This is a genomic window from Butyrivibrio hungatei NK4A153 (assembly GCF_000424465.1).
Classification (GTDB): Bacteria; Bacillota; Clostridia; order Lachnospirales; family Lachnospiraceae; genus Butyrivibrio; species Butyrivibrio hungatei_A.
Genome location: NZ_AUJY01000021.1, coordinates 1 through 16,225, shown reverse-complemented (window position 1 = coordinate 16,225; position 16,225 = coordinate 1). Strand labels below are relative to the sequence as shown.

12 protein-coding genes, 1 pseudogene and 1 riboswitch are annotated in these 16,225 nt (G+C 43.8%); of the genes and pseudogenes, 1 reads left to right on the top strand and 12 read right to left on the bottom strand.

Annotated features, from left to right (window positions below; translation table 11 throughout):
* Positions 1 to 125 precede the first annotated feature (125 nt).
* Positions 126 to 323, bottom strand: a complete 198-nt coding sequence (locus tag G628_RS0109070) for a hypothetical protein (protein ID WP_026667555.1) — start codon at positions 321 to 323, stop codon at positions 126 to 128.
* A 37-nt stretch (positions 324 to 360) separates the two neighbouring features.
* Positions 361 to 1,755, bottom strand: a complete 1,395-nt coding sequence (locus tag G628_RS16955) for a cobyrinate a,c-diamide synthase (RefSeq protein WP_034500762.1) — start codon at positions 1,753 to 1,755, stop codon at positions 361 to 363.
* A gap of 314 nt (positions 1,756 to 2,069) precedes the next feature.
* Here G628_RS16955 and G628_RS0109060 point away from each other — a divergent pair, with 314 nt between their 5' ends.
* Complete coding sequence (locus G628_RS0109060; RefSeq protein WP_027208980.1) at positions 2,070 to 2,924, top strand: aldo/keto reductase; 855 nt, start codon at positions 2,070 to 2,072, stop codon at positions 2,922 to 2,924.
* 279 nt (positions 2,925 to 3,203) lie between these two features.
* Here the strand turns inward: G628_RS0109060 and cbiT are convergent, their stop codons facing one another.
* The 10 genes and pseudogenes from cbiT to G628_RS16935 all read right to left on the bottom strand — a co-directional run bounded on the left by cbiT (position 3,204) and on the right by G628_RS16935 (position 14,835).
* A complete protein-coding gene (gene cbiT / locus G628_RS0109055) occupies positions 3,204 to 5,498 on the bottom strand; it encodes a precorrin-6Y C5,15-methyltransferase (decarboxylating) subunit CbiT (RefSeq protein ID WP_027208979.1) in 2,295 nt (764 codons plus the stop codon).
* Complete coding sequence (gene cobJ / locus G628_RS19345; RefSeq protein ID WP_051199127.1) at positions 5,488 to 6,267, bottom strand: precorrin-3B C(17)-methyltransferase; 780 nt, start codon at positions 6,265 to 6,267, stop codon at positions 5,488 to 5,490. Before cobJ ends, cbiT begins: the two co-directional genes overlap by 11 nt.
* Positions 6,268 to 6,348: 81 nt before the next feature.
* Positions 6,349 to 7,530, bottom strand: a pseudogene (locus G628_RS19340) (cobalt-precorrin 5A hydrolase); the annotation flags it as partial.
* Complete coding sequence (locus tag G628_RS16950; protein ID WP_051199122.1) at positions 7,511 to 8,260, bottom strand: ABC transporter ATP-binding protein; 750 nt, start codon at positions 8,258 to 8,260, stop codon at positions 7,511 to 7,513. The gene G628_RS16950 and the pseudogene G628_RS19340, both read right to left, overlap by 20 nt.
* Complete coding sequence (locus G628_RS0109040; RefSeq protein ID WP_027208977.1) at positions 8,257 to 9,273, bottom strand: FecCD family ABC transporter permease; 1,017 nt, start codon at positions 9,271 to 9,273, stop codon at positions 8,257 to 8,259. Before G628_RS0109040 ends, G628_RS16950 begins: the two co-directional genes overlap by 4 nt.
* Positions 9,266 to 10,033: a precorrin-4 C(11)-methyltransferase gene (cobM, locus tag G628_RS0109035; protein WP_026655406.1), complete on the bottom strand. Its 768-nt coding sequence runs from the start codon at positions 10,031 to 10,033 to the stop codon at positions 9,266 to 9,268. The genes G628_RS0109040 and cobM overlap by 8 nt, the downstream gene beginning before the upstream one ends.
* A complete protein-coding gene (gene cbiD / locus G628_RS16945) occupies positions 10,033 to 11,214 on the bottom strand; it encodes a cobalt-precorrin-5B (C(1))-methyltransferase CbiD (RefSeq protein ID WP_034500761.1) in 1,182 nt (393 codons plus the stop codon). The genes cobM and cbiD overlap by 1 nt, the downstream gene beginning before the upstream one ends.
* Positions 11,215 to 11,335: 121 nt before the next feature.
* Complete coding sequence (locus G628_RS0109025) at positions 11,336 to 11,971, bottom strand: precorrin-8X methylmutase (RefSeq protein ID WP_027208976.1); 636 nt, start codon at positions 11,969 to 11,971, stop codon at positions 11,336 to 11,338.
* Positions 11,972 to 12,162: 191 nt separating this feature from the next.
* Entirely contained in the window at positions 12,163 to 13,683 is a 1,521-nt protein-coding gene (locus tag G628_RS16940) for an ABC transporter substrate-binding protein (RefSeq protein WP_051199121.1), read from the bottom strand.
* Between the two features lie 12 nt (positions 13,684 to 13,695).
* Positions 13,696 to 14,835, bottom strand: coding sequence for a sirohydrochlorin cobaltochelatase (locus tag G628_RS16935; RefSeq protein ID WP_420354239.1), 1,140 nt, complete (start codon positions 14,833 to 14,835; stop codon positions 13,696 to 13,698).
* Positions 14,836 to 15,616: 781 nt separating this feature from the next.
* A riboswitch (cobalamin riboswitch) is annotated at positions 15,617 to 15,751 on the bottom strand.
* Positions 15,752 to 16,225 lie beyond the last annotated feature (474 nt).

The following is a 16,225-nucleotide window of genomic DNA, read 5'->3' as shown; positions in this document are numbered from 1 at the left end:
ATTCACATACGTTAATACGTATATATTTTATCATATACTTATAGTCGAAAGACATACTAAAATAGATAATTCCATCAAAAAAGAGTTGCTTATCTTGCAACTCTCTTCCTAAATTGACTCTGAAATCACTCCACAATGTGCAGTGCCCAATAATTGTTTTTATGATTTATGAGGACGGGTGCGGATACAAAGGCCTCATCACCGACGTAGCACCTGTCTTTTTCTATATCAAATGTATATTTTCTTCCCTCGGAGTCGTGCTCGTTGATGTAATCTAGCGCCTGCTCAAGGGTCTCATCATTTTTACAAAGATGTATATTCATTTTGTCACACTTTTCCTCTCAATACGGATTGTCTGTATCAGATCCGCGATCGTCCAACCAGCATATTTGCTGCGAATCTCTCGATAAATGCATTGCACGAAGGATAGTAAAGATGCGGGAATCCTGCAAAAAGATTTCCTTTTATCTGAATTCCTTCCCAAGAGCGGTTCTGCGTACCCTTTGTGATCACGCAGGTATCTCCGTTGTCTGTTGTGTCGTAATAGTGGAACTCATGACCGTTTATACATTCAAACGGCTTTAAATATGTATTTTCTTTTGCGGCAGCTATAGTCACATAGCCAAATCTCGTTAGTTTCCCCGTCATGAAAGACTTACCGGGAATTGCGCCAACCATCTTATAGGTATTGCCATCCTTGTCCTCAAGTTCTTCCTGAAGATACATAAATCCGCCGCACTCCGCAATAATAGGAACATTATTGTCTGCCGCATTTTTAATATCCTCAAGCATCGAAGTGTTCTCGGACAGCTCTTTTGCATGGAGTTCCGGATAACCTCCTCCGAAGATATAACCGTCTGCCTCAGGAAGTCTTTCATCATGAAGCGGTGAAAAGAACTCCAGCTCTATTCCCATATCTCTCATGAGATCAAAGTTATCTTCATAGTAGAAGCAAAATGCTTCATCCTTTGCGATCGCAACCTTCAAAGGTCCGCCCTCTGCAGGCTCTGCGCAAAGCGGAAGTGCAAAACTGTTTTGCAAAGTCCTGAAACTCTCTGCTTTCTCTGCAATATCAAGAAGCTTTTCGAAATCAAGAGTCTCCTCAAGCTTATCGGCTACCGCATCAATTTTTTCCAAAATATCAGGAATTTCATCGGGAAGCACAAGTCCAAGGTGCCTGCTGTCTATACCGGCTTCTTTTATAAAAGGAATATATCCGACGACCGGAATATGCACCTCTTCCTCAATGCGCGATGATATATCTTTTGCGACCATCGGAGAGATATTATTCAATATAATTCCCTTAATTGGATTGTTAATTCTTCCGACATAATCGAAGAATCCCTGTACTACGGGAATTATCGACATGCTCATGCCTTTTGCGTTTACAACAAGTATGGCAGGTGTCTCCGTTTCTTTGCTTATATCATAGCTGGAGCCGTCTGTTCCGGACATACTTATCCCGTCATAAAATCCCATTACACCTTCTATAACGCCAAAATCTTTCCCCTCACTGCCTCTGTCGAGTGTACGACGAATACCGTCTTTTCCTGCCATGAAAATATCAAGATTTCGTGAAGGAACATCTAAAACTGTTTTGTGAAAAATCGGATCGATATAATCGGGTCCGCATTTGAATACAGCGGGATTATAGCCTCTTCTTTTGAGAATCCTAAGAAGCGCACAAGTCACTATAGTCTTGCCACTGCCGCTTCCGGTTCCGCAGATCATTACTCTAGGAAAATTATTAGTCATAGTTACCCCTTGTTGTAATAGTAAAGCATTTTCTCTTAATTCTATAATACAACATATCCTTGCTTTTGTAAGCGTTTTTTAAATTATTTTTTAACTCTGTTCATTAATACACAACAAAACAGTCAATAAATCAGATATTTGTTAATTATCACTAATTTTTATCATGATATAAAAGTATGAATTCTCTGATATAAAATTCAGAAATGCTTTTTATACGAAACTGCATACCTTATCCAAATTATATGTTACTATGGTGTAAGTATGAATCTTACGACAATACCGATGATATCGGCATAAAAAGAGAGGTACATTCAATGAATACACTCACTGACAGAATCAGGCTAAATAACGGAACATCTATACCTTGTCTTGCCTTTGGCACATACAAGATAAAAGATCCCGCAGAAGCTTATAACTCTGTAAAATCCGCACTTGAGATCGGCTACCGTCACATCGATACAGCCGCTTTTTACGAGAATGAAAAGCAGGTCGGACAGGCGATAAACGACTTTATCGCAACAGGTGCCGCAAAAAGAGAAAACATCTTTGTTACCAGCAAAGTCTGGAAGTCAGAACTTGGCTATGAAAAGACTCTTGCTGCTTTTGAAAAGACTATGAGCGAGATCGGTCTTGATTATCTTGACCTCTATCTCATTCACTGGCCCGCATCATATGCATTTGACGATGACTGGGAGAACACAAACCGTGAGACATGGAAGGCGATGATAGAGATATACAAGTCAGGAAGAGTAAAAGCAATCGGCGTTTCAAACTTCCTTACTCATCACCTCAAGGCGCTCATGGAATTTGACATCATCCCCGCAGTCGACCAGATTGAGATAAATCCCGGCTTCCTCCAGAAAGATACAGTAGATTTCTGTCAGGAACATGGCATCCTCGTAGAGGCCTGGAGCCCGCTCGGAAGAGGCAAATCCCTTGAACATCCGCTTCTTAAGGACCTTGCGGAAAAATATGACCGCACCGTTGCTCAGATCATCCTTCGCTGGGAAATGCAGCACGACGTTGTTCCTCTCCCCAAGTCCGTCAATCCCGAAAGAATCCGCTCCAACTCTGAGCTGTTTGACTTCGAACTTTCAGAAGACGACATGGAGATGATCGACGAGATCGAGCCTTACGGCAATTCCGGCCACTCACCGGATCAGGCGTGATTAACGCGGAATCCAGTGCAAGATGCCGCAACTATCCTACTTCTTAACCATCCTATGATTTGACTATTAAGAATTCTTTGTTATAATAGAACTAGGCAAAGAAACGAGATAATTTATCTTAACAAGCTAACACAAAAAAGCTAGGAGCTGCAACTCCTAGCTTTTTCTATGCCATTTCGTGCAAGGCGGCTTATACCTCAGGCTCATTGCCATCGTCCTCTCTATCGAGCCATTTGCAAATATATATTTTTCTTTATCTCTTATAACACATTATCTTGATTATATTGTCACTATATACACCGGATTGATTGCATCGGCCATGTGATATTCGCCAACTTTCCTATATCTGCTTGCGCTGACTTGAACAATGTCAGGCTCTGCAAATTCTCCCTCTTTAATAACGGTAAGAACTTCCGTAAGTGTCTCGAGTGTGACACAGTTTATCACAATTCGAATATTCTCATTCATCTTCTTCAGAATCTCAATGATAACCCGCATATTTCCGCCGCTTCCGCCGATGAACGCATGTGTAGGGACAAGCAGCTCTCCTTCAACCACACTGCCGGAACATTCATATGTAAAAGCTGAAATACAGGTATTCTCTGCCATTTTTTCAAGCACCTCTGAAGCTTCGCCCTTTATCACAGTAATATTATCCGCACAGAACTTCTCTTTGTTCTTCTTGATAAGTTCAACCGCCTCGTCGTTTCGCTCTATCGCACAGACTTTGATATCAGGGTGCAAAAGAGCTGCTTCGACAGATACGGAACCTGTCCCCGCGCCGATATCATAGAGCACGGAATCCGCAGAAAGTCCCAGCTTTCTGATAGATATCGCCCTTATCTCCTCTTTGGTCATCGGAGTCTTGCCTCTGATGAACTCATCGTCTGGTATTCCTCTTATTACAGGCGTTTCGCCCGCGCGCTCATTCTCTATATACAAAAGGCATTTTCCTTTCTCTTCACGTGAAAAAAGATTATCTCCAAGCTCATTTTCCGATACTTCTAAAATCCGCTCCAGAGCTGTTCCCAGTTCATATCCGATCACAATTCTAAGATCTCCGCATCCGCCGAAATCTTCAGCTTTTACGCTATCGTTCCTGCCATAATCATTTATTTTCGCTATCGCAAACGCAGTTCTCGCAATCTCGCCCGCATGCGCACAGCTTGAAGGTAGGATGATAAGTCTCTTATTTTCCGCAATATATCCCGCAGCATTGCACTCTCTTCCATGAGCGCTCACTATACTGCAGTCTTCCAGCCCAAGTCCCAATCTGTTTGCAAAAAGAGCCACCGAAGAAATCCCTGATATCTTATGAACTCCATATCCTGCGCCTTCAAAAACCATCGCCGCATTCTTTGCACCGCTGCAAAGGCTTATATCTCCCGAGAAAAGAGCCAGCGGATTCTTGTAGTTTGGAGATTCATTCAAAAACTCAAGGATATCTTTTCCCATATAAAGAGGAACAAATTCAGCTTTAATCCTGCTCTTATCAACTCTTTCAAGGATGCTCTTCGCTCCAAAAATCACATCCGCGTTCTCAAGTGCAGTTTCAAGCTCTCTCGTGTAATATCTCGCATCACCCGGGCCGATTCCCGCAAGTATGATGTTCTTTCCTATATCATCCTTAACTTCATTTAAGCTGTTACTCTCTTTGACGATCTCGCCGGATTTAACACGCTTCTTGTCAACTCCAAGCTTTTCCAGTACTTCCGGCAGACTGTACCCTTTTACAGATGCACCCACATCGCATCCGGAGCCATCAAGTCTGCTCTCGGGACTCTCTATCATAACAACCTTAATCCCGCACTCACTCGCCGCAAGAAGCTTCTCATCAAGCCCGCCCGTAGCGCCGCTCTCCTTCGTAAGAATTACAGAAGCGCAAATCTCATTTATAAGTGCAACATTCATATCTTTGGAAAAAGGCCCCTGCATAGCGATTATCTGCTTTCCGCGAAGCCCCGCTTCTTCGCACTTTGTGATACTCTCGATATTCGGAAGGACTCTTGCGTACACTCTTGTTTTATCGGAAATCTCAGCCATGATTGTCTTAAGATCTTTACTTCCCGTTAAAAGAAGAATGTTGCCGCTTATCTTTTCAAGTTCCTTTGCCGCACTCATGACCGAATCACAAGTCACAATCTGAATACTCTCATTAACCACATCCGCATTGCATAACATTATGCGCTTTCGACAATTACTCTCAATTTCTTTATCAAAACCACATTCGTTGGAAGCAGTCATAAGCTCAATCTTCGCTCCTGTATCTCTAAGGAGCCTTAAATACATAATCCCGGTCTTTTCACATGCTTTCTTAATCTCAGCAGAAACAAGCGTCGCAAAAGGATGCGTAGCATCAACGCACACAGTAAAGCCCTCGGTAGCCATAAGTTCCGCCATTTCATCCGCGTTCTTTCTTCCGACAATGACATTTTTCTCTCCAAAAGAATCCTCAATTTCCTTGCCATAATCAGTCGCAACACTCACCAAGTGCTGTACACCCGCCGCAGAAAGCGCAGCCGCAAGCTCTCTTCCTTCAGTTGTTCCTCCGAAAATAAGAACCTTATCTCTCACTTCTGTATCCTCTTAAAGTAACCATGTGCTCGGCAATATCCCTTGTTGAAGAATTCCCGATAAAAATCGTCGAGAACATATCCACCTCAGCACCTTTTAATTCACCCAAAGTCATAACCTTACAATATTCGCCGTCTCTTCCGATGTTTCCCGCAATTCCGCAAACCCGCTCGGGTGGCAGATTCTCCATCAGTATCTCGCAGGCATGGGCTAGATATCCCTTCCTTCCCTTACTCTCGGGATTGTAGATGACAACGACCATATCTGCCCACGCCGCAGCACGAAGCCTCTTTTCGATCAGCTCCATCGGTGTAAGCCTGTCGCTCATGCTTATCAGGCAAAAATCATGTATAAGCGGTGCACCAAGAAGCGCCGCACCACTGATTGCAGCCGTAACTCCCGGAACCACTTCCGTATCAACATTATCAAAATTCACCGCCTCTTCATAGCAAAGCCCTGCCATTCCGTAAACTCCGGCATCTCCGCTGCACACAAGCGCAACCTTCTTGCCTTCTGCTGCCTTCTCATAAGCAAGTTTAACTCTCTTTTCCTCACCCATCATTGGCGTTGAGATATATTCTTTATCAGGAAAAAAAGGTCTGACAAGATCGCAGTAAACGGTATATCCGGCGATCACATCGCACGCCTTAAGCGTCTGTACCGCCCTAATCGTCATATTCTCATAATTTCCGGGACCGATACCGACAACCGAGACTTTTCCGCCTCTTCTATCACTTGCAGTCTCTTCGCCACCGCATGCAAAATCCATATCAACACTCTCTGCACTTCTGTCACACTCCGTGCCATGAGACATTACCTTGCTATTTTCCATCACACCTGCCGCAAAAGTCATCCCGGCAAAGCTTTCTTTCGTAACGAGAATCTTCTTGCAACCACAGGCCGCTACTGCTCTCTCACAGACATTATCCGCTCCCGTTATACTCTTTACAAACTCAGAAGCCGTAAACTCGCCCTCCTGCGCCATCAATACATCCGAAGAAAAAACCTTAAACTCAGCCTCAAGTTCTTTAGCCACACGAATCAGTCCTTCTTCCTCTTTCTTGATATCCACGGAAGCAAGCACACCGACAGCTCTCTTATCAATATTGTGCTCCGAAAGCTTATCCTCAACAAAAGCCAGCAACTTCTCATAAGGCGTCCCCTTCTTGCAGCCGACGCCGATCACAATGCACTTAGGAATCAAATTGAGCACACCGCTTTCAGACTTATCCTTGCGAAAAGAAATTGTAAAAAAAGCTTTGTTTCTTACAAAATCATTCTCTTTCTCAAAGCTCTTACCCACTGCATTTTCAGCATCTATGCAATCTTCATTTGCCTCATTATCAGCATATTTAGCACAACTACCACAGCTATATCCATCCGCCAATTGACTGACTACATTCGCATATCCCGAATCAACATCATAAAAAGGCATACCCGCAATTTCAGCATCCACCTCATACACAGCCTCTTTCTCCTCAAGAAGCCTTGCCGTAAACTCTTTAGCCTTCTTCATATCAGAAATGGCAAATCCGTTCTCGGACGCAAAAACATCCACCGCAAATTCTCCGGAAACGTCAGATGCCGTAGTCACAACGAAATTCGCACCAAGAAGCTCCGCAATCCGCTTTGCCTCTCTCACACCGCCTCCAATATGTCCGGACAAAAGAGGTATCACATTCTTTCCCGCTTCATCTATAACAATCACAGCAGGATCCTTCGTTTTATCTTCAATATAAGGCGCTATCGCCCTTACCGCGATTCCGGCAGCGCCTATGAATATGAGAACATTTCCCCGATGAAAGTTTTCTTTGACAAAGCCATCTAATGTAAAGCCATCATCTATGCCTTTTACGACAGCGTTTTCTCTGCCAAAACTTTTCTTATATCGTTCTCCTTTGCCAAGTCCACTGTCATCACAGCCTCGTTCAAACTCTCCACCCGAAACAAGGAAAAGCACTCTTTCCGCAAGCTCTTTTCCCTTTGAAGTAAAACTTATAACCTTATAATTCTTATATTCTGCCTTTGCCATAAATCTTTTCATACATTTCATCCGTAAGTGAAAACAAATCCCTGATAAGCCCCTCTTCCATAACTTCGGAAGGCGTCTTGCACAGCGTCTTTCCATCGTCATAGACAAGAAGAAGCCTGTCCGAAACAGAAACCGCAAGTTCGAGTTCATGAATCGACATAACTATCGTAACGCCCTTTTTCGCAAGCACTTCCAGCACTTCCATAAGTTCCATCCTGTATCTGATGTCCAGATAAGATGTAGGCTCATCCATGACAAGATACTCGGGAGACTGCGCTATCGCCCTTGCAATAAGCGTCCGCTGCTTCTGCCCGTCGCTTAAGTTACTAAACTGCTTGTCCGCAAAACCTTCTATTTTCATAAGAGCTATCGCATCTTCCGCGGCCTGTCTGTCCTCTTTTCCAAGAACGCCGAACCCGTCCGTATAAGGAAGACGCCCCGCCATCACAACTTCTCTGCAAGTCATGTGCTCAGGCTTTATCCTGTCCGTCGTAACTATGGACATTTTCCTTGCAAGCTCTTTAAGCGGCATCTTAGATACATCACCGCCGTCAACAAATACCGCTCCCGCAACAGGCGAAAGATCCCTGTAAAGAGTCTTTAAAAGAGTGGACTTCCCCGCACCGTTCGGTCCTATAAAGGAGATGATCTCTCCTTTTTTTATATCAAGGCTAACCTCGGGAACAACTGCTTTCCCGCGATACCCCGCTGATAAATGCTCTATCTTCACTTGGCTTTACCTCTTTTTATTATCATGAAAATAACGATTGGCGCTCCAAAAAGTGAAGTCACCGCGGAAATATTTATCTCAGTCGGAGCAAAGAGCATCCTCGCAAGAAGGTCGCTTATCATGCAAAAAACCGCTCCCGACAGGAAAGACGCCGGAATCAGAATTATCGGCTTCGACGACTTCAGAACCTCTCTCATAAGGAAAGGCACAGCAATTCCGATAAACGAAACAGGCCCCACAAATGCCGTAACACACGCCGACAGAACACTTGAAAGCACGATAAGGAGCACTCTGCACAGCTTCACATTTATTCCAACGCTCGCAGCGTAAACTTCTCCAAGTCTGAACGCATCAAGCACTTTGCTCATAAGCATGACCGCCACAAGAACAATTGCCACAATCACCGCAGAAAACCAAGCCGCACTCATCGATGCTCCTGAAAAGCTTCCCTGCGACCAGCTGTGAAGATTGACAATATCCGAATCTTCCGCAAAAGTGACAAGAAAATCCGTCACAGCGCTGCATATGTAGCCTATCATTATTCCAGCCGCAAGAAGCGCCGCCATGTTCCGTACTCTCTTGGAAATAAGAATGATAAATCCCGTAGCCGCCATCGCTCCGATAAAAGCAGTCATCACAAGCATCAGATTCGATGTATAACCCGTTCCCGATGTTATGAATATCAGGCTCATCGCAACCGCCATCTTTGCTCCCGACGAAATCCCCAGAATGTACGGGCCTGCGATCGGGTTGGCGAAATATGTCTGCAAAAGAAATCCGGATACCGCAAGAGCACCTCCAAGAACAAGCGTCATTACAGTCCTGGGAAGCCTGATACTTGCTATTATATTCCTGTTCTTAATGCCTCCTCCGCCCGCAAACAATATCCTCATCACTTCATCAAGACTTATCCTGACATTTCCGATAATAATATTTGCAAAAAAAGCTGAGACCAAAAGAACAATCAGCAGCGCAAAAACCACTGCCACTCTTTTATTTCCGTTCTTAGTCATTTATATTTCTGCCTTTTCTAAAGCCCGTAGTAAAATCAGGCGAATACAGCTTTGATTTCTCATAATCCGCCTGTTTAACGCTGTTTCCGACTATGATAAGCGCCGTTTTATTTATACCGTTTTCCGCCGCAACCTTCGGAAGATTCTCAACATCCGTAATGAACTTCTTCTCATCATCCCAGGTTGCCTTATATACAATCGCCGCAGGAGTATCTTTTGCCACTCCCGCCTCCGTAAGTCTCCTGCTCAGAGCCTCGGTATCTCCCGCTGATAAAAAGAAAACCATCGTTGCCCCGTGTTTTGAAAGTTCCTCTACGGACTCTCTCTCCGGCACGGGAGTTCTCTTTTCCATCCTGGTGATGATGACACTCTGCGTTACGCCGGGCAAAGTGTACTCCATATTAAGAGCTGCCGCAGCCCCGCAAAAAGAGCTGACCCCCGGCGTCACATCATACTCAAAACCAAGCTTATCAAGCTCATCCATCTGTTCTCTGATAGCGCCATAGATGCTGGGATCCCCCGTATGAAGTCTCACCGTCATCTTTCCCTCTTCTTCAGCTTTCTTTACTATTTCTATGACCTGTTCAAGATCAAGCTTTGCGCTGTCATGTATCTCACAGCCGTCTTTTGCATACTTAAGAAGCTCAGGATTTACAAGTGATCCCGCATATATTATGACGTCCGCTTTTTCCAAAAGTTCTTTTCCCCTGACCGTTATAAGGTCGACAGCTCCGGGTCCCGCTCCGACAAAATGTACCATTAAGTTGTCCTTTCCAAGTATTCATGGGCATTTACGGTACTTACAAGTTCCGTGTATTCGTTAGAAAAAACTATCACCTCAACTTTAAGCGTTCCCTCTGCCCATTTTTCCATATTTTCTTTTATAAGTTCCGCCATTTTGGGGAATACCTTGTCCGCAAGCCCCGCCTCTGTTATGATCCTGACAGCTTCATCCGTCATAACACATTCTGAGAGCTTTTCTTTTAACCCTTCAAATTCTTTATCCCGTGCAAAAGAACTCACGATATCCGTAAGTATCTCCATCCTGTGGTCACCGTACTTAGAATGGGTATTTTTTATGCCACCTGCAACCTTAACAAGTTTTCCGATATGTCCCGCAAATATCATCTCGGAAAAGCCCTCTTCCTTCGCTATCATTACGGCGTCATGGACAAAGTTTGAAGTCATTACGGCGATGTCTTTATCTATCCCGCACTTCTCGCTAAGGAAAGTTATTCCGTAATTACCGGGCGCAGCCAAAAGAACCTGTCGTCCTTCGGCTTTTCTTACTTTAACTTCGGTTCTTATCGTATCCACTATGGCCTTTTCGCTCATGGGCTCAACTATGCCGGTTGTCCCAAGAATCGATATTCCTCCGACTATCCCAAGCTTTGGATTGAAGGTCTTTTCAGCAATTATCTCGCCGCCGGGGACGCTTACTATAACTTCAAGACCGGTATTCTCTGCATTTCTTTCCTTAAGAACTTCATTAAGATTTTCTGCTATCATCTTCCTCGGAACAGAATTTATCGCAGCTTCGCCGATTGCCCTGTCAAGCCCCGGCTTAGTAACACGCCCGACGCCTTTTCCGCCATCAATCACAATTCCGGGTTCGTCTACAATTCTAACGCTGACTTCAATATAAGCTCCCGTAGTGACATCCGGATCGTCTCCGCCGTCCTTTATCACGGAGCAGGTCACTTTTTTGCCGCTATCATCGCGAATGACATTAACTATCTCCGCATAGAACGGTATACCCTTCGGAGTCATTATGTTCACATATTCGATATCTTTGACTTTGTTGTCTCCAACCTGTCCGACATTCGAATCTGCCTCTACTTCCACCTTCGAAACCTCAACCGAGTCCAGCAGCATCATGAGCGCAGCCTTTGCCGCTGCCGCCGCACAGCTCCCCGTCGTAAAGCCGCTCCTTAGTTCCATATGCCTATTTTCCTCCGATGCTCTGTCACAGTTGTAAATAAACAGAATTTACCCCCGTATACTGCACAATCTGATTATAGATGATCAAAACAACACACTCGTCCATATGACAAAAACAGCGTCAACGATACAATTTATACAAAAGCGAATTGCATATCGCCGCCGCAACACCGCTTCCGCCCTTACGTCCTCTGTTAACTATATAAGGAACGTCTTTGTCATTATTTATTATAAGTTCTTTTGCCTCAACAACGTTTACAAAACCGACCGGAACGCCTATTATAAGTTCCGGCCTGTAGCCCTCATCCATGAGTTCTTTTAGCTTGATAAGTGCCGTCGGAGCATTTCCAATCGCGTAAATTATAGGAACTGCGAGCTTTGCCGCCTTTTCCATGCTGATATAAGCTCTTGTGACATTTCGCTCTTTGGCTTCCTTTGCAACTTCCTCATCAGCCATAAAGCAATGAACTTCTCCGCCGAATCTTGCGAGAGTCTTTTTGCTGATTCCCGAAAGTGCCATATTTGTATCGGTCACAATGTGTGCGCCATTCTTAATGGCCTCAAGCCCCTTTTCCACCGCGCCGTCCGAGAACATCATGGTATCCGCGTACTCAAAATCTGCCGTGGTATGAATCACGCGAACGACCGTCGCTTCAGTATCCTCGGGAAGTGTTTTTCCCATCTCGGCAAGTTCTTTTCTGATTATGCCAAGACTTGTTTTTTCTATATCGGAAGGAAGAATGTGCTTAATTTCCATCTGTTTTCCTCATTTTAATACTGCTGTAATTTCATTTAAGATGTCATGACATCTTGAATCAAAGATTCAAGATGCTTGCAAACAGGCCATTCAAAGCGACTTCGTCGCAGGGCCTATTTGCCACCTGAATCATATTCTCACGAAATCCGCAGCAGGTGCGGATTTCTGTAATTTCATTTAAGATGTCATGACTATTTAAGCTTATGAAAAAATCCCGTATCATCGCTTTTACCTGAGAGCACCCCTCCGAGGTCACTTATTATATCACCGGTTTTATTTGCAAACTGATACAGTGATTTGTCTGTATACCAGACATCGCCGTTATTTACTGCTTTCATATCATTAAAGATCACATCGGTTTGCTTAAGTTCGGCAAGATCTGCGGGCGCATCCTCTATCGCCGCATTATATATGAGAATATCAACATCTCTTGCATAGTCATAATATGCCTCAGTACTTACGCTAAGATATGACGAATTACCTTCTTTGCCGGTTTGTGGCGGAGCAACATAGACGCCACCTGCCTTTTCAACCATCTTTGCAAAATAGTCGTCTTTCCCTCTCGTAAATATCAGATGTTCAGAATTCACGGAGAAAAAAGATACTGTTTTGCCCGAAAAATCAATATCATCAAGCGATGTAACTTTTACAATCTGCTCTGCAAAAGCCTGCTCCGCCTCTTTTTCTTTTCCCGTCAAAAGACCGTATATCTTTATCCACTCGCATCTTCCGAGCGGGTCCTGCTCATAACTCGATTTATCAATAAAAACAGGTATTTCGAGCTGTTCAAGTTTCTCAATGACTTTAGGAGAATGAAGTATCATAGTCGATTCAATCGCAAGCTCGATGTCATCGGACACCATCATCTCATAATTTGGCGCGCTGTACTTCCCGCCGTATTTAAGTTTTCCTTCATCCATCATCTTTACGGCAGAATCTATGTACCAGTCGTCACGCTCAATACCTGAAAGGGCGATATTCTCTGTAGCTCCTATCGTATCAAACTGACACATTGCTCCCGATGCGGCAAGATAAATCTTATCAAGCGGCTGCTGTAAGATTTTCATATCTTTTTCTTCTACTTTCGGGATTTCTTTTCCGTCAGGTACTATAAGATAATTTCTTCCGTCATCTATACTTATAACCGCGTAGCCGCCTGAATATCTGTGTATCCTGTAGCACTTTGCGAAGTTGTTATCATCGGTTGATTCATATGTAAGACCTGCTATCACAGGTGGTTTTTCAAGTTCAGATTCTGTTTTAAGCTTTACTTTCGTTTCTTTTGCAGATTCTTCTTCGATATTTGAATCATCTTTGGAATCAGAAACTGAAAAAATAAACGTATAATCAATAAGATAAGGCTTACTCATAGCTGTGGTATCAGCCTGCACGTCCATTGCCTTATCAAGAATCACAGGAATCTCAAATTCAGAATTCCCTTCAGTATTTACTTTATCATATCTTTGCCCGTCTACGATCATGTAGTCGTAATTTGGACTGCTCCAAACAATCCTTGCCGTAAGTTTGCCTTTTTGGGCAGTTACAGTGCAAGGGCTTTCTACAGTTGCTCTTCCGCTTCCTCCCGTAAGAGTAACAGATGCGGCATATTCCCCATCTGAAATACTGCCGCATCCGATTACACTCATGGCAAAAAACAAAAGAATCAAAATGCTCTTTATGTAATTTACCGGTTTATTTTTATTTCTGTTCATTGTGGTTTTTATTTATTTGATAACCGCACCTGTGTGCTCAACATAGAGTTTCTGTACATCTGCAATTCTTCCGAGACCGCTGATCTGGCAATCAATCTTTTCAAATGCACCCGATGCCTCGAATCCGCTCTTCCAAGAATCTGCATCATCGCCTGCCATATCGTTGTTTGCGTGATCTCCCGCAACAACCATAAGGGGACGAAGAACTACTTTCTTATATCCAGCTGCCTTAACCTTCTCAATAACCTTGCTAAGCTCAGTCTCTTCAGGCTCGCCTTCTACCGTTCCGATGAATACATTCTTGTATCCAAGCTTATCCATCTGTGTCTGCATCTGGCTGTAAGTTACATTTGCTGTGTGTGATGTCCCATGTCCCATAAGAACAAATGCTGTGCCGTCCTTATCAGCAGCTTCGATGCTGTCAAACTTTGCTGTCTTAACCGCTTCTGCAACAACTGCCTTTGCTACGGTTTCTTTATCCTTATTGATAACCGAAGCATCTTTTCCAACTTCACCGAGAAGAGGCTCTGCCACTGCTACCTTAGTAAATTTGCTCTCATATTTCTTAAGCGCATCCATAAGCTCGTCATACTCTGCACCGTGCATAAGGTGTGTGGGCTGAACAATAAGCTCTTTTACGCCGTTATTTACTGCTCTCTCAAGCGCCTGATCAACGTTATCGATTGCTTCATTATCTCTTGCAAGAACGTGGTTGATAATGATCTGTGCAGTGAAAGCTCTTCTTACAGCATAGTCCTTATAAGCTGTAGCGAGTGCCTTCTCGATTCCGCCGATATCCTCAGCTCTGCTGTCGTTAAAAGATGTTCCGAAGCTGACTACAAGGATTTCCTTGTCACCGATCTTATCAGCGTTGAGTGCATCGTCCTTAGACGCATCACCTGTATCTCTTCCAAAGTAATCAGGATCTGCATCCTCTCCTTCTACTAGATCTTTCTGAGTATCTGTAAGTGCATCCCAAGCCTTCTTTGCTTCAGCGCACTGTTCATCAGTCTTATCCGTACGCTCCTGAACATAGATAGCATCGATCAGCTTTGCAACATTTTCAGCAGCTGCCTGATCTTCCTCTGATGCCTCAGGCTTAACGTCAGAAACAGATACCTTATGGTCATACCATTTTTCTTTTGTTCCTATAAGAGCCACGTCAAATTCCTCATCAAGTGCGGGAACAGGAATATCAAATCCATTGACTTCTTCTGTTGTTCCGTCTTCGTAAGTTACAGTATCGTTAGTTGGCTGAAGAAGCTCTGCTCCGTCCTTCTGTGCATCCTCTGCAGTTCCGCAGAAAAGATTTACAATATTCTTTGATGCAAGCGATACATGGATTGTCATCTTACCGTCTTTAACGGTAAGTGTTCCTTTTCCGTCATTTGCTTCATTTACATGGAACATTGAGCTGTCTGTGTTAAAAGAAGCTGTGTAGACTCCGTCTGCAAGTTCTCCGTCTGCCGCTTCTGCATCTGAAGCTTCTGAAGATGCCGCATCCGCCGCTTCAGATGACACTTCTGCAGACGCTCCGTCAGCAGGTGCCTCAGTCTGTGCCTTGCCGCATCCTGCAAACATTGATACACACAATGCTGTTGCAAGTAATAATGCAAGTGTTTTCTTTTTCATAATAGTCCTCCGTGAAAATATATGATTACGAAAGCCTGTGAAGAAAGGTGAAAAAGCGCCATGTAGTAGTTATCACGGCAAGATGTACAAGCTTTTACATCCTTGCCTTTGCAACTACTGTACAATCTTTTTACATCCTAATCTTTTATGTGAAACTTCCACACTAATTCTCCCAAGAAAAAAGCCCGTGCCGAAGCACGAGCTGATAGTTCATACGATGTAAAAATGCGCAAAAGAATCCAATTTGCTGCGTTCTACAGCAAACCACATCTTCGTACAACCAGTTCCTCGTGGCTTGGGTATCCCATGTACAGCGACAGGCAGGTCTCCCGGCTGATCGAAACTTGTAAAAAAATCTCGAATCACGGTGACGAGTTCGTGCAGGACTTACACCTGCTTCCCTTTTCACCCACAGTCCTCTTCCTAAATATGAAATAATAACAGTAAATCTTCTCACCCCATACATAAAGGAACTGCGGACACCTTCCGCTTTTATGAAATTTTCATCACATATAATAGCACATCTTTAAGAATAATCAAAACCTTGCAAGATATAAAGTACACCGTACAGCTTATAAACTTGCCGCTCGTACGGTGTCTCTTTCGCTTTTCACACCGTACGTATCATAAACATACCGCCTGTACGGTGACTTTTTCACTTTTTGTACCGTACAATTCATAAACTTGCCTTCCGTACGGTAACTTTTTCGCATTTCGCACCGTACATATCATAAGCATGCCATCCGTACGGTACTTTTTACTTTTTTCGCACCGCACACATTCTACGCGACCTCTCTGTACGGTGCACTCCTTCATAAAATGAACCCCAAGAAGTGGACACAGCCAAAAAGCATTTTGGCAGGATTTCAAACAACAAATCCGACATGTGGACATAACATTGGCTGTATAT

Excerpts from the sequence above, each read along its gene's own strand:
- G628_RS0109060 (WP_027208980.1), top strand. The coding sequence starts at position 2,070 with ATGAATACACTCACTGACAGAATCAGGCTAAATAACGGAACATCTATA.
- cobM (WP_026655406.1), bottom strand. The coding sequence starts at position 10,033 with ATGGTACATTTTGTCGGAGCGGGACCCGGAGCTGTCGACCTTATAACG.
- G628_RS0109040 (WP_027208977.1), bottom strand. The coding sequence starts at position 9,273 with ATGACTAAGAACGGAAATAAAAGAGTGGCAGTGGTTTTTGCGCTGCTG.
- G628_RS16940 (WP_051199121.1), bottom strand. The coding sequence starts at position 13,683 with ATGAACAGAAATAAAAATAAACCGGTAAATTACATAAAGAGCATTTTG.
- G628_RS16955 (WP_034500762.1), bottom strand. The coding sequence starts at position 1,755 with ATGACTAATAATTTTCCTAGAGTAATGATCTGCGGAACCGGAAGCGGC.
- cobJ (WP_051199127.1), bottom strand. The coding sequence starts at position 6,267 with ATGGATTTTGCATGCGGTGGCGAAGAGACTGCAAGTGATAGAAGAGGC.
- G628_RS0109025 (WP_027208976.1), bottom strand. The coding sequence starts at position 11,971 with ATGGAAATTAAGCACATTCTTCCTTCCGATATAGAAAAAACAAGTCTT.
- G628_RS0109070 (WP_026667555.1), bottom strand. The coding sequence starts at position 323 with ATGAATATACATCTTTGTAAAAATGATGAGACCCTTGAGCAGGCGCTA.
- cbiD (WP_034500761.1), bottom strand. The coding sequence starts at position 11,214 with ATGGAACTAAGGAGCGGCTTTACGACGGGGAGCTGTGCGGCGGCAGCG.